Here is a 19,111-nt window from a genome sequence, read left to right on the forward strand (position 1 = left end):
ACATTTGTTGAAAAAGTTGCTGCTCTTTTTCAGGGGGAAGGGGATGCTCAAATGCTTGACTACGTATATAGCCGAGCACAAGAAGAATGTGGGCTAGGGTGCTTGCAAGAATCGACAGCCACTGAATAGACGTACCTCCTTAAAAAAGTGTATGTGTACAATCAGGAGGCTATAACAAAACCCGCTCACAGTGAGCGGGTTAGATTTTGCGCAATGAAAATGTAGAGATCATCAAAAACGACAATGAGATCATGAAAAACAAGTAGAATACTGCAGGTACATACGGAACTGCAAAATAGCTGAGTGTGAGTACTACTCCAGCCGCAGTGATTGGCAGACCTGTAAAGAAGCCGTTTGATTCAGAGATGTTAAAGCGAGCCAAGCGGAAAGCTCCTGATGCGATATACATGACTGTAACGACCATAGCAAGTGTACCGAGTTCATGCGTTGCATAGGCATACATAAGTAGTGCGGGCGCAATGCCGAATGAAATGATATCACTCATGGAATCCAATTGTTTTCCTAATTCGGATTCAATTCCAAGTTTGCGAGCAGTCATGCCATCAAAGCGATCTAAAAGTCCAGCAATAAATATGAAAAGGACGGCAAGTGCAAACTTATCATTCATCGTAACCAATATGGCAGCGCCACCAAAGGCCAGGTTCATGATGGTAAGGAGGTTGGCCGCGTGAGTCTTCAAGCGCGACAGACGCTCCATTGTAGATTCTAAAAATATCAAAATGGTTTCCCCTCACGTATAGTTTATCCTATAAGTATACTCCGAAATGATGGGAAATCATAGGGTGAAAGGAACGAATTTAGTGAAAAGACATTTCTATCAACGCTTCATCGAACTAACCAATCGACCTAGCACATCCAGTCTCTTAAAAACGTTTACTAAGTCGAAGGCAAGTAAATGGATCATTCCGTCGTATATCAAAACGTTTCGCATCGATGCAACACTTGCAAAAAAATCGGTTGACGAGTTTGAATCACTGCATGACTTTTTTACACGGCAACTACAGCCTCAAGTTCGTCCAATCGAACAGACCCCGACAACTTTTGTAAGTCCGGTAGATGCCAAGATTGAATCGTTTGGTGAAATTACAACGAATGGATCGTTTTTTGTAAAAGGGCAAGACTATTCGGTTGGCCGACTCTTGGCTAGACCGGAACTAGCTGCTTCCTACATTGGTGGACAGTACATAGTCCTTTATTTAAGTCCAGCGGATTACCATCGTATTCATGCGCCCGTTTCAGGACAAGTAAAAGAACAATATAAGTCTGGTGGCTTTTCCTATCCGGTAAATCAGCTTGGTCTAAAATACGGGAAGAATCCAATCAGCGACAACTTCCGTATTGTATCGATTATTGAAACAGTAACTCATGATTTCGCTGTGATCAAAGTAGGTGCTATGTTCGTCAATTCTATCGAATTGCTATCTTCTCAAGACGAATGGAGGAAAGGGGAGGAAATAGGCTACTTTGCATTTGGCTCTACTGTAGTCGTCCTCTCACCGAAAGATGCTCTCAAATGGAGACCATCGGTGCAAGCAGGGAACAAAGTACAAGTAGGAGAGGCACTTGCGGATATGCTATAATGGCGAAAGAGTATGTAATAGAGTGGAGTGTAGCACGTGGTAAACAATTTTATACCTTCTCAATTCGTGAAGAGCGTATTTCAAATAACCCCAGAAGAGTTAACAGCTAAAGGTATCAGAGGTATTATTACCGATTTAGACAATACTCTTGTCGAGTGGGACCGTCCAGACGCAACACCGCAGCTGGTAAAGTGGTTCTCGTCCATGCAGCAAGCGGGCATTCAAGTGACGATTGTATCGAATAATAATGAAATGCGGGTGAAGGCCTTCGCAGACCCGATGCAGATTCCGTTTATTTATAAAGCGAGAAAACCGTTCCGCAAAGCGTTCTTATCAGCTCTTCGCTTGATGGGACTAAAAAGAGAACAAGTTGTTGTGATCGGTGATCAATTGTTGACGGACGTCTTAGGTGGCAACCGCTTGAAACTGCATACGATACTTGTGATTCCTGTCGCGAAATCAGACGGGTTCTTTACTCGTTTCAACCGCCTTGTAGAACGTCGTATCTTTAGTTATTTAAAACGTCAAGGTCATATCATGTGGGGAGATGAATCTTAATGGAACAACTACAATGTATCGGCTGTGGTGTGGCCATTCAAACAGAAGACCCTACAAAACTAGGGTATGCACCTGCATCGAGTCTAGAAAAAGAAGAAGTGATCTGTCAGCGCTGCTTCAGACTGAAAAACTACAATGAAATTCAGCCGGTCGAGTTAACAGATGATGACTTTTTAAAGATATTAAATGGTCTAGGAAGTCAAAAAGGGTTGATCGTTAAAATTGTCGACATCTTCGATTTTAATGGTAGCTGGTTACCAGGTCTTCACCGGTTCGTTGGCAACAACCCCGTCTTGTTGATTGCAAACAAAGCGGATCTGTTACCGAAATCAGTAAAGAAAAACAAAGTAATCAATTGGTTGAAACGTGAAGCGAAATCATTAGGCTTACAAACGACAGATATTCTGCTAGTCAGTGCTGCCAAAGGACAAGGTATGGTAGAGGCTATGGAAGCAATTGAGCACTTGCGCCGTGGTGAGAATGTTTATGTAGTAGGTTCTACAAACGTAGGGAAATCTACTTTTATCAACCGTATCATCAAGCAAGCTACTGGAGAAGACCAAGTCATCACGACTTCTCAGTTCCCAGGAACGACGCTTGATATGATTCAAATTCCAATGGATGACGGCAAATATATTTGCGACACTCCAGGAATCATCAATCATCATCAGATTGCACATTATGTGGCACCATCGGAATTGAAATTAATTTTACCTAAAAATGAAATCAAACCAAAGGTCTATCAGCTTAATCCAGAGCAAACATTATTTATCGGTGGCCTTGCTCGATTTGATTTCGTTAAAGGGGAACGATCAGCCTTTACTGCACATTTGTCTAACCAATTGACGATTCACCGTACAAAGCTATCGAACGCAGATGCTCTCTATGCGGAACATAAAGGGGACCTGTTGTCACCACCAGGCAAAGATGTAGCAGCAGAGTATCCAGAGCTCGTACGTCATGAGTTTTCGATCAAAGCTCCGAAGACGGATATCGTGTTCTCTGGACTCGGTTGGATCACATGTCAAACAGCGAATGTTGTTGTGGCCGCTCATGTTCCAAAAGGAGTTGCAGTGATGGTCCGTCCATCACTCATTTAATACTATGAAAAAGTGGTATGCCGTGCTTGGGAATCCCATCCATCATTCTATCTCACCAAAGATGCATGACCTTTGGTTTCAGCAAAATGCCATCGACGCATCTTACATTCCTATCTTTGTTGAACGAGACAAACTGCAAGAAACAGTGGTATCGTTAGCTCTTTTAGGATGCAGTGGCTTTAACGTCACGGTTCCATTTAAGGAAGAAATCATCGCATATCTGGATGAGCTAGATGCTTCAGCAGCACTTGCAGGAGCCGTGAATACAGTCGTCAGGCGAGATGGGAAATGGGTTGGCTACAATACGGATGGTTTAGGACTGCTTGCAAACATTCCAAATCTCAGTCATGATAGCCGAGTTTTACTAGTAGGTGCCGGAGGGGCAGCTAGAGGTATAGTGGCTGCACTTTCACAAAAAGGCATCAAAGATGTGACCATTACCAATCGTACTTCGGAAAAAGCTTCTCGTCTAGCACAGGAATTTGAAGTGAATGAAATGAATCTTAGTGAAGTCTCAGCTATCTTTTCTACATTTGATGTGGTCATCCAGACGACTTCTGTCGGAATGGACAGTTTGGAGACGCCGCTTTCTAATCCGAACTGGACAAGTTCTATGCTAGCAGTCGATATCATCTATTCACCACCGGAAACGGTATTTTTAAAACAAGCAAGACAGCAAGGAGCCACCACCATGAACGGATTATCCATGTTGATTGGGCAAGGAGCGCTTGCATTTGAATTATGGACGGGCATTCAGCCGGACCAACAAGAAATACGAAAGACGATATTTCGTCATGAAGGAGAACAACCATGTTAACAGGGAAACAAAAACGATTTTTACGCAGCGAAGCACACCATGTAGCACCCATCTTTCAAGTAGGTAAAGGTGGCGTCAATGAACAAATGATCAAACAAATCCAAGAAGCGCTTGAAGTGCGTGAGTTGATCAAAATCTCTATCTTGCAAAACTGTGAAGAGGATAAACACGTAGTGGCGGAAGAGTTAGCTTCAAAAACCGGTGCTGAGCTTGTTCAGTTGATCGGTCTCACAGTCGTGCTTTATAAAGAGTCTGTGAACAAGAAAAAGATTTTATTGCCACGCGCATAATTATGAAAAAGATAGGTCTTGTAGGGGGTACCTTTAATCCGCCACATTATGGGCACCTGCTGATTGCAAGTGAAGTGAAAGAAGCGTTAGGTTTGGATGAGATGCACTTCCTACCTGCTGCTCAGTCTCCGTTTAAAGAGAAAAATAGACGAGTGACAGATGCTCATCGACTAAACATGCTGACGTTAGCTCTTCAGGAGCTGCCGGACAGTTCAGTTGAAACGATTGAACTTGAACGTGGAGGTGTGTCTTATACATTTGATACGGTAACGGCACTTGTTGAGTCCAATCCAGATACTCACTATTATTTTTTAATTGGGGCGGACCAAGTAGAGAAGCTTGGAGACTGGTACAAGATTGAGGAGCTCGTGAAGCTAGTTACTATTGTGGCGGTCCCACGTCCTGGCTATTCCCTACAAACGGACTATCCGGTACAGTTTGTGACGATTCCAGAGCTTAACGTTTCTTCAACAGAGCTGCGTCGTCGTCTTCAACAAGGAATCTCGACACGCTTCTTAATGCCACGAACTGTGGCAGCTTATTGTGACAAGGAGGGTCTTTATGTGGACACGAAGTGACTTGTTACCGATTATCCGGTCTCGTATGACTGAAAAACGCTACATCCATACAATAGGAGTAGCCGATACAGCCATGGTTCTTGCTACACAAGAGGGTGTCGATCCTCAAAAAGCAGAACTTGCCGGGTTGTTGCACGATATCTGCAAGTATGCAGACATGGAATGGATGGCCCAGCAAATAAAAGAACATGACTTGAACCAACAGCTACTCGAGTTTCATCACGAGCTGTGGCATGGTCCGGTAGGCAGTATTGTGGCTAAACAAGAATTCGGGATACACGATGAAGACATCTTGAATGCAATCTATTACCACACTTCTGGGAGAGCCGGAATGTCAAAGTTAGAAAAAATTATCTATGTGGCTGATATGATTGAACCTTCGAGAAACTTCCCGAAAGTAGAGAAGCTGCGGGAGTTTGCTGCTCAAGATCTAGAGCTTGCAATGAAGTACGGCGTACGTCATACGTTACAACATTTACTCAAACAAAAACAAACGGTATATCCGGATTCACTTTTGTGTTATAACAATTGTTGGAAATAAGAAAGGGAAGATCGAATGAACTCTGAAACATTAATGAAACTCGCAGCACAAGCTGCAGATGATAAAAAAGCACAAGATATCGTAGTCCTAAACATGCAAGGGGTCTCTCCGATTGCAGATTACTTCGTGATCTGTCATGCCAATTCTGATCGCCAAGTTCAAGCGATTGCGAAAGAGATCAAAGACAAAGCGGAGGAGCAACAGATCCATGTAAAACGCATGGAAGGGTATGATGAAGGCCGTTGGGTACTAATTGACCTTGGCGATGTTGTAGCACATGTTTTCCACCGAGATGAGCGCGATTATTATAATCTAGAACGCCTTTGGGGAGACGCTCCGATCGAGTTCATCGAGCTAGCAGCAGACTAATGATGTACGAGCGTTTTGCACATGTATACGATGAATTGATGGCAGACATCCCGTACGAAAACTATTTGGCTTGGATGGTTCATGAAGTCGGTGAATTGCGCGGAAAAACTGTAGTAGATTTAGGCTGTGGAACGGGAACACTATCGATACCTTTAGCTCATATGGGGGCGGATGTCATCGGTATCGACCTTTCCCAACAAATGATCGACCAAGCGACTTCTAAAGCTTTAGAAGAAGAGGCGCAAGTTGATTTTCATTGTGCATCGATGACAGAGTTTTCGGTCGCGACTCCGGTAGATGTGGTGGTCATCGCAATCGATTCGTTGAATTATCTGGTCGATGAAACGCAAGTGAAGCAGACGTTTGAGAAGGTCTTTCAAGCCCTGAAGCCAGGCGGCAAATTGTTTTTCGATGTGCATTCGATTGACAAGATCGCAGCCTACCTAGATGGTCCTTTTATTTATGAAGATGAAGATGTGGCCTATATGTGGAGTACAGAACCAGGTGAAGTACCTCATTCTGTTTATCATGATATAACGTTTTTTGTAAAAACAGATGAAGACTTATATGAACGCTTTGAAGAGCATCATTACCAGCGAACTTTTGAGATTGATTCCTATAAAAAATGGCTCCAAGAGACTGGCTTCTCGTCTAGTTTAGAAGCTTCCGGGATCTTCGGGAACGAACACGTCAATCTGCGTCATTTTATTCTAGCAACAAAATAACACTTCCTGTTTTGGGGCAATTGCAGTATAGTGAGACTATCTCCTGCGATTCCCCCAAATTGGGAGGTTTTTCTATTTATCCAAAGCCATTCTACAAAACTACCACATTTTATGTCTCCGTAACCATCGCAACCCTCGTCATCTTAAGTGTCCTTTGGATGATGACCCGCAGCCCTCAACCTGAACTGACACCGTTAGCAGCTACTTCCATTAGTGAGCAACCACCAGCTATTGAATCAGACCCTGACTTTATTGTTGTGGAAATTAAAGGTGCTATAAGCCAGCCAGGTGTCTATGAAATGCCGTTTGGTAGTCGATTGATTGCACTGATAGACAAAGCTGGCGGGCTACTAGAATTGAGTGATAGCAACCAGATCAATCAAGCCGCTCTACTAGTCGATGAAGAATCGATCTATATCCCCACAATAGGCGAGGTCACGACTACAACTGAAAGCGAATCAGAGCTAATCGATATCAATTCTGCAGATGCGACACTGCTTCAAACACTCCCAGGAATCGGCCCCGCAAAAGCCGATGCCATCATTGCATATAGAGAAGCAACTCCATTTCAGACAGTGGACGATTTGTCACAAGTAGATGGAATAGGCGACAAGACACTTGAACAACTGCGTCCTTTGATTCGTGTAAAGTAGGTTGACGGTATCGATTTTTAATAGGTACACTTGTAAAAAAGGGGGAATCGTCGTGGAGAGAATAACGTGGGATCAATTTTTTCTTGCCCAGTGCCATTTGCTAGCACTGCGTAGCACCTGTACTCGACTGGCTGTTGGAGCTGTAATTGTTAGGGACCGCAGAATTATCGCTGGTGGTTACAATGGTTCAATTTCAGGAGGCGATCATTGTATCGATCAAGGCTGTTATGTGGTCGATAATCACTGTGTCCGTACGATTCATGCAGAGATGAATGCCTTATTGCAATGCGCCAAATATGGTGTGTCTGTTAGTGGAGCAGATTTGTATGTCACGCATTTTCCGTGCTTGCCATGCACGAAGTCCATTATACAGTCAGGTATCAAGCGCCTCTATTATGCGATGGACTATAAGAACAATACATATGCAATCGAGCTATTAGAGCAAGCGGGTATTGAAGTGTTGCACGTACCATTTGATCCTCGGAAAGTTGATTTCTTAGCTCCTGAAAAAGAAGATTTGGTCCGAGAATTGTTACATGAGCTAGCAGCAAAGACTGGAGAGCAAGACAAGATTGAGGCTTACACGGAAAAGGTGGATGCCTTATTTGGTCATAGCGAAAAAGTTACAAAATAACTGGATTTATTTAGCTGGAGCAGCCATATTCGGCTGCTTCAGTGCATGGAATTCGCTGTTTTATTTTCTTGGCGTCATTGGGATTTCGCTGTTTTGTAACTGGCGTGTTTCTAAGACAGTCGCACTTTTAACATTTGCTATCGGCGTTGGTTTTTATAGCTATTCGCTGTTTCGAGTGCCTGAGCCTTTAGAAGATGTATCGCGAATACAAGCAACGATGACGGAACATATGAAACTAGATGGCGACCGTTTGACAGCTTTTGTTTTAACCGAAACAGGTGCGCGAGCGTTCATTTCATACAAAATCGAAAGTGAGCAACAAGTTAAGGAATTTGCTGAACAGAACTGGACTGGAAGAAAACTCGAGTTAGAAGTTGCTTTACCAGAACCACGACAATCCAGCCATCCGTTTGAATTTTCTTTTAAAACGTATTTGTTTTCTAAAGGCGCAGGGGGAAGTTATGAAGTAAGTTCAGTTCGTGTCGAGGGAGAAGCAGGTGGCCCATTATGGACACTACGCAAGTGGATGTCTTCGCTTCGTCAACATATCCATGAACAAGTTGTTCAAAAAGTGCCTCTTTCACTGCAAGACGAATTCTTAGCTCTAACTATCGGAGATCGCACGCTTGCGGATGACGATTCCCAAAGACTTTATCAGAAGCTTGGCATATCACATTTGTTTGCCATCTCGGGGTTACATGTGGCCTTATTAACGGGAGTTATCTATAAAATTTTGTTGCTACTATCGTTTAGAAGACTCCATATTTATGTCTCCGTACTTGCACTTGTCCCTTTTTATATGTTTTTAGCAGGAGGAGCACCTTCGATTGTAAGAGCTTCCTTATTAATTTTCGTTGCCACTCTCCTAGTTATTTTTAAAATCAAGATTCCACCGTCTGACTTATTAGCAGGTGTTTTTCTTCTAACATTGCTTTATTTTCCTTTTTATTTACTGCAACCAGGTTATCAGTTGTCATTTTTAGCAGTAACCAGTTTTGTTTTTTCGACAAAACTTCTTCGTCACAATTCCTTTTGGCTCTCCGCTTTTTTTACTACCGTTGTCTGTCAGTTGGCAGTTCTTCCCGTTATTCTTTATCACTTCCAGCAACTTTCTATCATATCTCTTCCACTCAATGTAGTGGCCATTCCTTTATTTACATTTGTTATTATGCCCTTTAGCTTTTTTTATACAGGACTCGCCTTATTGCCTTTTGAACAACTACCACTCATCTCCAACTATGGATCGTTTCGAGGACTGATTCAATTCCTTTTCGAGCTCAGTGCAAATCTTCCTTTCGCAGTCTGGACCCCACCATCGACGCGCTCCATCTTCCTTATTACCGTTGTTTTTGTGTGCGTTATTTTTTACGTCGCAGAAAAAAGAGTCTTTCTTGCTCTTGCACTCTTTTTAGTTGGATGTGCGTTATGGCAGCTACTCCCACAACTGAATGAACAGGCAAAGATCTCGTTTCTATATGTAGGGCAAGGTGACAGCACAGTAATTGAATTTCCATATAAAGAACAAGTAGTTGTAATCGATACAGGAGGTGTCGCAACTTTTTCTAAAGAACCCTGGCAAAAAAGAAATGGCTACGAGGTGGGGAGGTCGATTGTGACACCTTATCTGCGTTCTAAGGGCATCTCTACAATAGACGTATTAATGCTCACCCATGCGGATGCAGACCATACAGAGGGGGCAGAGGAGGTTTTAGAAGAATTTGAAGTGCGTCAGCTAATCATTCCACAAGGAATACTTAAACTTGAAGAATTGCAAGATGTCATTGAAGTGGCTAAGAAAAAAGAAATCCCAGTTCATGAACTGATTGCTCCTCTAGAGCTCTCATCAACTTCCATGCGAGTTGTTCTGTTACCAGTTCCAGGTGTCTATCAGGGGAATGACAGCTCAATTGTAACGGTGGCAGAAGTCTACGGAACAAAAGTGGTGTTGTCTGGAGATTTAGAGATGGAAGGGGAAGGGAAGATGCTTCGGCAATACGGGGGCTATTTGAAAACTAGTGACGTAATCAAATTAGGACATCATGGAAGCAAGACATCGTCAACTGAACAATGGCTCGACACAATAAATCCTGAAGTAGCTATTGGGAGTGCGGGAGAAAACAATCGCTACGGTCATCCGCACACAATTATTTTAGAACGCTTAAAAGCAAAGGATATTCCGTATCTCGGCACGCATGAGTTAGGCACTATTGAACTATTAATAGATTCTTCAGGAACACGTACATTTAAGACATTGGAATAAAAAAAAGACACCCAGTTGGGTGCCCGTGTGGCGCTTCTTAAGAAGCAACATATTGAATGACTACAGCTACAAAGAACATAATTGTGAAGAATGCAAAAGAGGCCACAAAACCTATTCCTGAGTCAATAGCGTCATTACGCTTTGACTGTACATTTTGCTCAAATTCGTTCATCTAAACCCCTCCTATGTCTTTTTAAGTATAAACAATCCAATTAAAAAAATCTACACACAATGATGTGAACAATTTTTGTATAATAAGAGAGAAAGAGAGGTGTCTCTCATGATCACCAAGCAGTGGCAAGCTATCTTGAACAATCCGCTTGCACCATTTTATGTGATTGTCGGCAGTGAAGCGTATTTGCGAGATGAAACATTGAAGCGAATCCAGTCTCGAATCGATCCGGAGGAATGGTTTTCGATGGACATGGACCAGCAATCAATTGACGATGTCATGTTGGAGACAGACACAATGCCATTTTTCTCTGAAAAAAAGGCGATTGTTGTTCACAATCCCACATTCTTAAGAGCTGCAGTGAAAGACAAAGAAAAAGAAAAGAAAGATACATTCCCACAAAAGGAATTTCTTTATTGGCTCCAGCATCCTACAGATACGGCTACTGTGATATTTGTTGCTCCGTATGACAAATTGGACGACCGAAAGAAACTAGTCAAAGAATTAAAACAAGTGGCCGTTGTTATTGAAGCGAATCCTCTATCTGAGAATGATCAGAAGAGCTGGATTGTCTCTCAGTTCCGATCGCACGGCAAACAACCGACCGATGAACTTGTAGACTGGATAGCTGCGACACCATTATCACTTTCGTTCAAGCGAAATGAAATAAATAAAGCCGCTATCTTTGCAAAACAAGAGGAAGTGTCGCTTGCGGACTACCAAGAAGTGGCATCACCGATTCTCGAAGAAAATGTATTCGCATTAACAGAAGCCTATTTGTTGAACCACAGGCAAAAAGCCGTATCCATCTACAATGAGCTTCTAAAGCAAAAAGAAGAGCCGTTGAAGCTTGTTGCTCTACTAGCGGGGCAATTGCGGCTGCTTATCCAAGTAGGTTACTACAAAAAGATGGGCTACCACAATCAACAGATTGCTGGACAGATTAAAGCGCATCCCTACCGAGTCAAGCTGATGATGGAGCACCCGCTTGTTGACCGAGAAGAGTTGCTTGTAGAAAAGCTTAAAAAATTAGCCGAAGTCGACATGCAATTGAAATCTTCCTACATGAAGAAAGAACGGATATTAGAACTCTATCTGCTCGCGAATTAAATACCTTAGACAAACAGAAAGAGCTGTCCCCGAATTGGGGACAGCTCTATTTCTGTAGGTGAACAATTGATGCAAAAACTTACGCTTTTTTCATCAACTGAGATTTTTTGCGCGCAGCCGCGTTTTTGTGGATCAAGCCTTTTGAAGCAGCTTTTTCTACAGCTTTGATAGCAGCTTTGATTGAATCATTTTTGTTTTCATCATTATTAGTTACAGCAGTTTCAGCGCGCTTTACAGCAGTACGCATAGCTGATTTTGTTTGTGAGTTTTGTGCATTTGCAGCAGCATTAGTCTTCACACGTTTAATAGCTGATTTAATGTTTGGCATTCCTTTCACCTCCTACTAAGGATGAGATGATACTTGTTAATTGATTTCAGTTCAATTACAACAAGAATCATTTTAACAAACCTTTTGCGTGATTGCAATATTTAAATGCAAAGAATATTTACTTGACAGCAGTACAAACTATGTTGAGGTGAACAGGATGAGAAATAATGAACTGGAGCTTGAACGAATCGAGTCGTTTGCAGACATCGAAACAAAAGTGGAGACCTTGGATCAAGCGTTATTCAAAAGCTACATCAGAAGTATGTTTTCTTGCAGTAAGAAAAGGTCTTCCTTATTTAGCCTGGGGTACGAGTGCAATCTGGAATGGAAACTGCAGAGTTCATTGAATTTATTGTCCGCGACATGCGCCCAGCGGGGTTACTAGTAATTGATGCTCTGAGAGCCAGCAACCAAAATCGGATGTGTCGATTTCTTCAACTTTCATTAGTGACATATGCAGATGCAACGACTGTCACAGGCTTGAAGCAAAAGCCGATTCAGGTAAATGCGGATACGAAACAGGTCCCTGGTCTGTCTTGTGGTGTATTGGTGAAATAAGCACGAGGTGTGGACGGGGTCTATAATCAAGATTTGCACGCGGCCACACTTCTTATTGAACAAAGCTGAATCGAAAATTCACCCGAAGAAGTGGATTCAACGATTCATCAAATTGCCACTGCTTAAAGTGCCATCTTCTAATCGCATGCGATTTACGTATCACTTCGCGCCTGATTCTGCTATAATTTGTTGTAGCTTAATTAGGAGTGGACGAAAATGAATAACGTAGATCGTTTAAATAGACAAAAGAAAATCCGTAACTTTTCCATCATCGCTCATATTGATCATGGAAAATCAACACTTGCTGACCGTATCTTAGAAAAGACACAGACCGTAACCAGCCGGGAAATGAAAAGCCAACTCTTGGATTCAATGGATCTAGAGCGCGAGCGTGGAATTACAATCAAATTAAATGCCGTACAACTGCAGTACACTGCAAAAGACGGTGAGTCGTATATCTTCCATTTGATCGACACACCAGGGCACGTCGATTTTACCTATGAAGTATCACGAAGCCTAGCAGCATGTGAAGGTGCCATCCTTGTTGTTGATGCAGCACAAGGGATTGAAGCGCAAACACTTGCAAACGTGTATCTAGCACTTGATAACGACTTGGAAATCTTGCCAGTCATCAATAAAATCGACCTTCCTGCAGCCGATCCAGAGCGCGTTCGTGGTGAAGTAGAAGAAGTCATTGGTCTCGATGCTTCAGAAGCCGTGCTTGCGTCAGCAAAAGCGGGGATTGGAATCGAAGAAATCCTTGAACAGATCGTAGAAAAAGTGCCGGCACCAGCCGGTGACCCAGAAGCACCGCTAAAAGCGTTGATCTTCGATTCATTATTTGACCCATACCGAGGCGTTATCTGTTATATCCGTATCGTTGAAGGAACTGTAAAGCCAGGAGACCGTATTCGCATGATGTCTACAGGAAAAGAGTTTGACGTTGTAGAGACGGGTGTATTTACACCAAAAGCTGCACAGCGCGAAGAACTGACTGTCGGAGATGTTGGGTTCCTAACAGCATCTATGAAAGATGTTGGAGATTCGAATGTAGGGGACACGATCACACTCGCATCGCATCCAGCGACAGAAGCACTGCCTGGATACCGTAAAATGAATCCAATGGTGTTCTGTGGTCTTTATCCGATTGATAACTCGAAGTACAACGATCTCCGCGAAGCACTTGAAAAGCTTCAATTGAACGATGCGGCTCTTGAGTTTGAACCGGAGAGCTCCCAAGCTTTAGGGTTTGGTTACCGCTGTGGATTCCTTGGGCTGTTGCACATGGAAATCATTCAGGAACGTATTGAGCGTGAATTTAAAATTGATTTGATTACAACGGCACCATCCGTTATCTATAATGTCGTCATGACGAATGGAGAGATGCTTCGTGTCGACAATCCGTCGATGATGCCAGATCCACAAAAACTTGACAAGATGGAAGAGCCTTATGTAAAGGCTTCTATCATGGTCCCTGAAGATTATGTCGGCGCTGTTATGGAACTATGCCAGAGAAAACGCGGAAACTTCTTGACGATGGACTATCTGTCATCTGCTCGTGTCAACATTTTGTACGAGATTCCTCTATCTGAGATTGTTTACGACTTCTTCGATTCACTAAAATCAAGCACTAAAGGCTACGCATCGTTTGATTATGAATTGATTGGTTATAAAGAATCGAAGCTTCAGAAGATGGATATCCTACTAAACGGAGAAAAAGTGGATGCACTGAGCTTTATCGTGCACAAAGACTTTGCTTACGAGCGTGGGAAGCTGATCGTTGAAAAGCTGAAGAGCCTCATTCCAAGACAACAATTTGAAGTGCCTGTCCAGGCGGCAGTTGGACAAAAGATTATTGCCCGTTCTACGATCAAATCCATGGGGAAAAACGTTCTTGCGAAGTGTTACGGTGGAGATATCTCTCGTAAGCGAAAACTTCTTGAGAAACAAAAAGAGGGGAAAAAGCGCATGAAGCAGGTCGGGTCTGTAGAAGTCCCACAAGAAGCATTCATGGCGGTCCTCAAGATGGACGACGATCAAAAATAACTGAACATCAGGGGAGGAGCAGCTTGCTGTCCTCCTTTTTGTTTGATAGAAAGTTGGAAGATGATGATACAAGGAATTTATATTCATATCCCATTCTGCCACCAGATTTGTAGTTACTGCGATTTTAATAAATTTTATTTTCATAACCAACCGGTTGATGAGTACCTCACTCGTCTCGACCGTGAGATGGAGATCTGGGCTCGTAAGACAGATCTAGACGAAGTACACACCATCTTTTTAGGCGGAGGGACACCTACGTCGTTAAGCCTGCGCCAACTGAGTCGGTTGTTTGATTCAATTGCCAAACATTTTCCGATGCACCAAATCAAAGAGTTCACTTCAGAAGCGAATCCCGATGAGCTGACCAATGACAAGATGGAGCTGATGGCTGCTCGCGGAGTCAATCGCTTCAGTATTGGAGTCCAGACATTCGATGCCACTTTATTAAAAGTTCTGGGTCGAACTCATACGAACGAGCATGTGGAACGAGTCATCCGTCATGCAGACCAATTGAAGTTCCCGTCTATTAGCATGGACCTGATGTATGGCCTTCCGAACCAAACGATGGAGCAGTGGAACGAGGCGCTCACTCGTGCTTTTGAAATGCCCATTACACATATCTCGGCATACTCACTTCTTGTTGAACCGAAAACGATTTTTTACAATTTGCTCGCGAAAGGAAAACTCTCACTCCCGTCACAAGATCTAGAGGCGCAGATGTACGATGTGTTGATGACCCGTACAAAGGAACATGGGTTTGAACAATATGAGATCAGCAACTTTGCGAAAAATGGGTTGTATTCCGAACACAACTCAATCTACTGGAGAAATGAAGAGTACTTAGGTCTTGGAGCAGGGGCGCATGGGTATGTAAATGGGATGCGGTATTCAAACCATGGACCATTAAAAAAATACATGCAGTCATTAGAAGACCATCAACTGCCGATTCTCCATCAAAATCAAGTAACCTCAAAAGAGGAAATGGAAGAGCAGATGTTTTTAGGTCTTCGAATGAATCAAGGTGTATCATTTGCAACATTCCGGGAGCGATTCGGTAAAGAATTACCCGATGTATACGGGGATAAAATGGCGCCGCATATAGCGAACGGATTGTTAGAGTCAACTCCAAATGGAGTCCGTCTCACTCGAAAAGGCCGATTCGTCGGCAACGAAATTTTCCAGGACTTTTTACTCGACTAAATTCGTTGACAGGAATTTCAACCTTTGATAACTTTATAGATGAGTATTAGCACTCTCACAAGACGAGTGCTAACAGGAGTGATCAACATGTTAACGGAAAGACAATTGTTAATCTTGCAAGTTACTGTCGATGACTTTATCCAAACTGCTCAACCTGTAGGGTCAAGGCAACTCTCGAAAAAAGAAGAGATGCCCTATAGTCCGGCAACCATTCGAAATGAAATGGCCGATCTAGAAGAAATGGGGTATCTCGAAAAAACCCATACGTCTTCAGGTCGGGTACCTTCTCAAAAAGGGTACCGCTATTATGTCGATCATATGCTTTCACCGAACCAGTTGACCAAGACAGAAATCACGAAATTGAAATCTATTTTCGCTGAACGACGTGTAGAGTCTGAACAGTTGATCAGACAGTCTGCTGAAATTTTAGCTGAACTGACAAACTACACGACAATTCTTCTTGGGGAAGACGTCCAACGACACCGCGTTCGGAAGTTTTCAATGGTACCACTATCCTCTGAGAATGCAGTGGCGATTATCGTCACGGACAACGGCCATGTGCAAAATAAGCTAGTTTCCATTCCACAAGATGTGAAATTAGACGAACTTGAGCGCATGGTAGAAGAGCTGAATGCCCGTATTGTAGGTTCGTATCTATACGAACTTCCAGGCATTTTGAAACGAGTGATGACACAGTTGATCCATCAGTCGAATTCACGACTTGTTGAAGTGTTTGAAGCGTTGACTGCGGATGTCAGTAAAGGGTCAGAGGAAAAGGTGGTATATGGCGGCAAAATGCAGCTGTTCAATCAACCGGAGTTCAATGACTGGCAAAAAGCACGAAATCTGTTAGAGTTCATGCAACAGTTAGAAGACCACCCACGTTTGATTGTTCCAAGCTCCAGTGGGTTGTCCATTCGTATTGGTTCTGAAAACCAAATGGATTCTATGGAAGCATGTAGTATTGTCACCGCAACGTATTCATTTGGTGAACAGCAGCGGGGTCAGATTGCTATCATAGGACCAACTCGAATGGATTATCGACGTGTCATATCTTTACTAGACTATGTGACAGGAGACATGTCTAAAGAGCTCGCTAAGATTTTTAATTCCAAATAGAAAGGCTTTGTGATCATGACTGAAGAAAACAAACAACCTGTAGAACAACCGGAAGAAGTGGAAGCTGAACTAGAAGGTTTAGACGCAGAGCAAGCTGAAGCTACCGAAGAAGTAGCTGAACCTTCTGAAGTTGAAGTGCTGCAAGCTAAGCTTGACGAACAAGAAAACAGCTATTTACGTCTTCGTGCAGACTTTGACAATTACCGTCGTCGTGTGCAAAAAGATGCGGAAGCCGCTTCAAAGTTCCGTGCTCAATCATTAGTTACGGACCTGTTACCGGTTCTAGATAACTTTGAGCGTGCATTAGAGTCGAAGCCTCAGTCGGAAGATGCACAAACTCTTCTTACTGGAGTTGAAATGGTCTACCGTACTTTGAAACAAGCACTTGCTACAGAAGGCGTTGTAGAAATTGCTCCAACTGGAGAAGCATTCGATCCGAACTTCCATCAAGCTGTGATGCAAGAGCCATCTGAAGAGTTTGACTCTGGTATTGTGATTCAAACCCTTCAAAAAGGGTATCAGTTGAAGGACCGAGTGATTCGACCAGCCATGGTGAAAGTTAGCGAATAAACCACTTTATTAATAGTAAACAATGTCTAGGAGGAACAACGAATATGTCTAAAATTATTGGTATTGACTTAGGAACAACAAACTCATGTGTCGCTGTACTTGAAGGCGGCGAACCAAAAGTAATTCCAAACCCAGAAGGGAACCGCACAACTCCATCAGTTGTTGCATTTAAAAACGGCGAGCGCCAAGTTGGGGAAGTAGCAAAGCGTCAAGCAATCACAAACCCAAACACAATTGCTTCTGTAAAACGTTTAATGGGGACGTCTGAAAAAGTATCTGCTGAAGGAAATGACTACACACCACAAGAAGTATCTGCTATGATCCTTCAATATTTGAAATCATACGCTGAAGAATACTTAGGTGAAAAAGTTGAAAAAGCAGTTATCACAGTTCCTGCTTACTTTAACGATGCTGAGCGTCAAGCAACAAAAGATGCTGGTAAAATTGCAGGTCTTGAAGTAGAGCGTATCATCAACGAACCAACAGCTGCTGCTCTAGCGTATGGTCTTGATAAAATGGATCACGAAGAAAAAATCTTAGTGTACGATCTAGGTGGCGGTACATTTGACGTATCGATCCTTGAACTAGGTGACGGCGTATTTGAAGTACTCGCTACTGCTGGTGATAACCGCCTTGGTGGAGATGACTTTGACCAAGTGATTATCGACTATCTAGTACAAGAGTTCAAAAAAGAAAACGGCATCGATCTTTCTAAAGACAAAATGGCTATGCAGCGTCTAAAAGATGCAGCTGAAAAAGCGAAAAAAGACCTTTCTGGTGTAACTTCTACTCAGATTTCATTACCATTCATTACAGCAGGAGAAGCTGGACCACTTCACTTAGAAGTATCACTATCTCGTGCGAAATTTGATGATTTGAGTGCTTCTCTAGTAGAACGTACGATGGAACCAACGCGTCAAGCATTGCGTGATGCGGGTCTATCTTCAAATGATATCGATAAAGTTATCTTAGTTGGCGGATCGACTCGTATCCCTGCTGTACAAGATGCGATTAAAAAAGAAACTGGTAAAGAACCACACCGTGGTGTAAACCCAGATGAAGTTGTAGCAATGGGTGCTGCAGTTCAAGGTGGCGTACTTACTGGTGATGTAAAAGACGTCGTTCTTCTAGACGTAACTCCATTGTCACTTGGTATTGAAACGATGGGTGGCGTGTTCACGAAACTTATCGAGCGCAACACGACAATCCCAACTTCAAAATCTCAAACATTCTCTACTGCAGCTGACAACCAACCAGCAGTAGATATTCACGTACTTCAAGGTGAGCGTCCAATGTCAGCAGATAACAAAACATTAGGCCGTTTCCAACTTACGGACATTCCACCAGCACCACGTGGTGTGCCACAAATCGAAGTGACATTCGATATCGATAAGAATGGTATCGTAAGCGTTAAAGCAAAAGACCTTGGTACACAAAAAGAACAAACGATCACAATTCAATCGAACACTTCATTATCAGATGAAGAAATCGAGCGTATGGTAAAAGAAGCAGAAGCAAATGCTGAAGCGGATGCAAAGCGCAAAGAAGAAGCGGACTTGAAAAACGACGCAGATCAACTAGTCTTCATGACGGAGAAGACTTTGAAAGATCTTGAAGATAAAGTATCTGAAGAAGAGAAACAAGAGGCTGAAACTGCTAAAGATGAATTAAAAGCAGCAATTGAAGCTAACAACTTTGAAGATATGAAGACAAAACGTGATGCTCTTCAAGAAGTCGTTCAAAAACTTACTATGAAACTCTATGAGCAAGCGGCAGCGGATCAACAAGCAGCAGGAGAGAATCCAGCGGATGACGGAGTTGTCGATGCAGACTTTGAAGAAGTAGACGACAACAAAGACAAGTAAGGTTTGCAATGTGAAAA

The 19,111-nt window shown here is 42.8% G+C and carries 22 protein-coding genes; 19 read left to right on the forward strand and 3 right to left on the reverse strand.

Going from position 1 to position 19,111, the window contains the following annotated elements; all coding sequences use genetic code 11:
* Positions 1-199 precede the first annotated feature (199 nt).
* Positions 200-736 (reverse strand): CDP-diacylglycerol--serine O-phosphatidyltransferase, encoded by a 537-nt coding sequence (gene pssA, locus CQS04_RS01190; RefSeq protein ID WP_100352977.1) that lies wholly within the window; start codon positions 734-736, stop codon positions 200-202.
* Positions 737-821: 85 nt separating this feature from the next.
* Here pssA and CQS04_RS01195 point away from each other — a divergent pair, with 85 nt between their 5' ends.
* Genes CQS04_RS01195 through CQS04_RS01250 form a run of 12 tightly spaced genes read left to right on the forward strand, consistent with a single transcriptional unit; the run spans position 822 to position 10,126 of the window.
* A complete protein-coding gene (locus tag CQS04_RS01195) occupies positions 822-1,601 on the forward strand; it encodes a phosphatidylserine decarboxylase (protein WP_100352978.1) in 780 nt (259 codons plus the stop codon).
* 36 nt (positions 1,602-1,637) lie between these two features.
* Positions 1,638-2,159, forward strand: coding sequence for a YqeG family HAD IIIA-type phosphatase (locus CQS04_RS01200; protein WP_100352393.1), 522 nt, complete (start codon positions 1,638-1,640; stop codon positions 2,157-2,159).
* Entirely contained in the window at positions 2,159-3,259 is a 1,101-nt protein-coding gene (gene yqeH, locus CQS04_RS01205) for a ribosome biogenesis GTPase YqeH (protein ID WP_100352394.1), read from the forward strand. The genes CQS04_RS01200 and yqeH overlap by 1 nt, the downstream gene beginning before the upstream one ends.
* A gap of 4 nt (positions 3,260-3,263) precedes the next feature.
* Positions 3,264-4,076, forward strand: coding sequence for a shikimate dehydrogenase (gene aroE / locus CQS04_RS01210; protein WP_100352395.1), 813 nt, complete (start codon positions 3,264-3,266; stop codon positions 4,074-4,076).
* Entirely contained in the window at positions 4,070-4,366 is a 297-nt protein-coding gene (gene yhbY / locus CQS04_RS01215) for a ribosome assembly RNA-binding protein YhbY (protein ID WP_100352396.1), read from the forward strand. The genes aroE and yhbY overlap by 7 nt, the downstream gene beginning before the upstream one ends.
* Positions 4,367-4,368: 2 nt before the next feature.
* Entirely contained in the window at positions 4,369-4,944 is a 576-nt protein-coding gene (locus CQS04_RS01220; protein WP_100352397.1) for a nicotinate-nucleotide adenylyltransferase, read from the forward strand.
* Positions 4,928-5,485 carry a bis(5'-nucleosyl)-tetraphosphatase (symmetrical) YqeK gene (gene yqeK / locus CQS04_RS01225; RefSeq protein ID WP_245858719.1) on the forward strand — a complete coding sequence of 186 codons (558 nt, stop codon included), beginning with the start codon at positions 4,928-4,930 and terminating at the stop codon, positions 5,483-5,485. Before CQS04_RS01220 ends, yqeK begins: the two co-directional genes overlap by 17 nt.
* Positions 5,486-5,500: 15 nt before the next feature.
* Positions 5,501-5,854 carry a ribosome silencing factor gene (rsfS, locus tag CQS04_RS01230; protein ID WP_100352398.1) on the forward strand — a complete coding sequence of 118 codons (354 nt, stop codon included), beginning with the start codon at positions 5,501-5,503 and terminating at the stop codon, positions 5,852-5,854.
* On the forward strand, positions 5,854-6,579 hold the full coding sequence (locus CQS04_RS01235; protein WP_100352399.1) for a class I SAM-dependent DNA methyltransferase: 726 nt from the start codon (positions 5,854-5,856) through the stop codon (positions 6,577-6,579). Before rsfS ends, CQS04_RS01235 begins: the two co-directional genes overlap by 1 nt.
* Before the next feature lie 59 nt (positions 6,580-6,638).
* Entirely contained in the window at positions 6,639-7,232 is a 594-nt protein-coding gene (locus CQS04_RS01240) for a ComEA family DNA-binding protein (RefSeq protein ID WP_165775424.1), read from the forward strand.
* A gap of 52 nt (positions 7,233-7,284) precedes the next feature.
* Positions 7,285-7,866 carry a ComE operon protein 2 gene (locus tag CQS04_RS01245; RefSeq protein ID WP_100352401.1) on the forward strand — a complete coding sequence of 194 codons (582 nt, stop codon included), beginning with the start codon at positions 7,285-7,287 and terminating at the stop codon, positions 7,864-7,866.
* The gene (locus CQS04_RS01250; protein ID WP_165775425.1) at positions 7,838-10,126 is read left to right on the forward strand and encodes a DNA internalization-related competence protein ComEC/Rec2; all 2,289 of its coding nucleotides are present in this window, start codon (positions 7,838-7,840) and stop codon (positions 10,124-10,126) included. Before CQS04_RS01245 ends, CQS04_RS01250 begins: the two co-directional genes overlap by 29 nt.
* A 37-nt stretch (positions 10,127-10,163) precedes the next feature.
* Here the strand turns inward: CQS04_RS01250 and CQS04_RS01255 are convergent, their stop codons facing one another.
* Positions 10,164-10,298: a YqzM family protein gene (locus tag CQS04_RS01255; RefSeq protein WP_100352403.1), complete on the reverse strand. Its 135-nt coding sequence runs from the start codon at positions 10,296-10,298 to the stop codon at positions 10,164-10,166.
* A 108-nt stretch (positions 10,299-10,406) separates the two neighbouring features.
* Between CQS04_RS01255 and holA the strand changes: the two genes are divergently transcribed.
* Complete coding sequence (gene holA, locus CQS04_RS01260; RefSeq protein WP_100352404.1) at positions 10,407-11,408, forward strand: DNA polymerase III subunit delta; 1,002 nt, start codon at positions 10,407-10,409, stop codon at positions 11,406-11,408.
* Positions 11,409-11,487: 79 nt separating this feature from the next.
* On the opposite strand, the gene rpsT is transcribed toward holA, so the two are convergent.
* On the reverse strand, positions 11,488-11,736 hold the full coding sequence (gene rpsT / locus CQS04_RS01265) for a 30S ribosomal protein S20 (RefSeq protein ID WP_094944291.1): 249 nt from the start codon (positions 11,734-11,736) through the stop codon (positions 11,488-11,490).
* Positions 11,737-12,048: 312 nt separating this feature from the next.
* Here rpsT and CQS04_RS01270 point away from each other — a divergent pair, with 312 nt between their 5' ends.
* The 6 genes from CQS04_RS01270 (at position 12,049) to dnaK (ending at position 19,094) form a co-directional block, all read left to right on the forward strand.
* Complete coding sequence (locus tag CQS04_RS01270) at positions 12,049-12,294, forward strand: hypothetical protein (protein ID WP_165775426.1); 246 nt, start codon at positions 12,049-12,051, stop codon at positions 12,292-12,294.
* Between the two features lie 216 nt (positions 12,295-12,510).
* Entirely contained in the window at positions 12,511-14,340 is a 1,830-nt protein-coding gene (gene lepA / locus CQS04_RS01275) for a translation elongation factor 4 (protein WP_100352406.1), read from the forward strand.
* A 63-nt stretch (positions 14,341-14,403) separates the two neighbouring features.
* A complete protein-coding gene (gene hemW / locus CQS04_RS01280) occupies positions 14,404-15,540 on the forward strand; it encodes a radical SAM family heme chaperone HemW (protein WP_100352980.1) in 1,137 nt (378 codons plus the stop codon).
* A gap of 87 nt (positions 15,541-15,627) precedes the next feature.
* Entirely contained in the window at positions 15,628-16,659 is a 1,032-nt protein-coding gene (gene hrcA, locus CQS04_RS01285; RefSeq protein WP_100352407.1) for a heat-inducible transcriptional repressor HrcA, read from the forward strand.
* Between the two features lie 15 nt (positions 16,660-16,674).
* Positions 16,675-17,229, forward strand: coding sequence for a nucleotide exchange factor GrpE (gene grpE, locus CQS04_RS01290; RefSeq protein ID WP_100352408.1), 555 nt, complete (start codon positions 16,675-16,677; stop codon positions 17,227-17,229).
* A gap of 44 nt (positions 17,230-17,273) precedes the next feature.
* On the forward strand, positions 17,274-19,094 hold the full coding sequence (dnaK, locus tag CQS04_RS01295) for a molecular chaperone DnaK (protein WP_100352409.1): 1,821 nt from the start codon (positions 17,274-17,276) through the stop codon (positions 19,092-19,094).
* The last annotated feature ends 17 nt before the right edge of the window (positions 19,095-19,111 follow it).

The organism is Chryseomicrobium excrementi (assembly GCF_002798305.1).
Taxonomy (GTDB): Bacteria; Bacillota; Bacilli; order Bacillales_A; family Planococcaceae; genus Chryseomicrobium; species Chryseomicrobium excrementi.

Coding starts and splice junctions, on each gene's coding strand:
- yqeH (WP_100352394.1), top strand. CDS start 2,159: ATGGAACAACTACAATGTATCGGCTGTGGTGTGGCCATTCAAACAGAA.
- aroE (WP_100352395.1), top strand. CDS start 3,264: ATGAAAAAGTGGTATGCCGTGCTTGGGAATCCCATCCATCATTCTATC.
- yhbY (WP_100352396.1), top strand. CDS start 4,070: ATGTTAACAGGGAAACAAAAACGATTTTTACGCAGCGAAGCACACCAT.
- CQS04_RS01220 (WP_100352397.1), top strand. CDS start 4,369: ATGAAAAAGATAGGTCTTGTAGGGGGTACCTTTAATCCGCCACATTAT.
- yqeK (WP_245858719.1), top strand. CDS start 4,928: ATGTGGACACGAAGTGACTTGTTACCGATTATCCGGTCTCGTATGACT.
- rsfS (WP_100352398.1), top strand. CDS start 5,501: ATGAACTCTGAAACATTAATGAAACTCGCAGCACAAGCTGCAGATGAT.
- CQS04_RS01235 (WP_100352399.1), top strand. CDS start 5,854: ATGATGTACGAGCGTTTTGCACATGTATACGATGAATTGATGGCAGAC.
- CQS04_RS01255 (WP_100352403.1), bottom strand. CDS start 10,298: ATGAACGAATTTGAGCAAAATGTACAGTCAAAGCGTAATGACGCTATT.
- holA (WP_100352404.1), top strand. CDS start 10,407: ATGATCACCAAGCAGTGGCAAGCTATCTTGAACAATCCGCTTGCACCA.
- rpsT (WP_094944291.1), bottom strand. CDS start 11,736: ATGCCAAACATTAAATCAGCTATTAAACGTGTGAAGACTAATGCTGCT.
- lepA (WP_100352406.1), top strand. CDS start 12,511: ATGAATAACGTAGATCGTTTAAATAGACAAAAGAAAATCCGTAACTTT.
- hemW (WP_100352980.1), top strand. CDS start 14,404: ATGATACAAGGAATTTATATTCATATCCCATTCTGCCACCAGATTTGT.
- hrcA (WP_100352407.1), top strand. CDS start 15,628: ATGTTAACGGAAAGACAATTGTTAATCTTGCAAGTTACTGTCGATGAC.
- grpE (WP_100352408.1), top strand. CDS start 16,675: ATGACTGAAGAAAACAAACAACCTGTAGAACAACCGGAAGAAGTGGAA.
- dnaK (WP_100352409.1), top strand. CDS start 17,274: ATGTCTAAAATTATTGGTATTGACTTAGGAACAACAAACTCATGTGTC.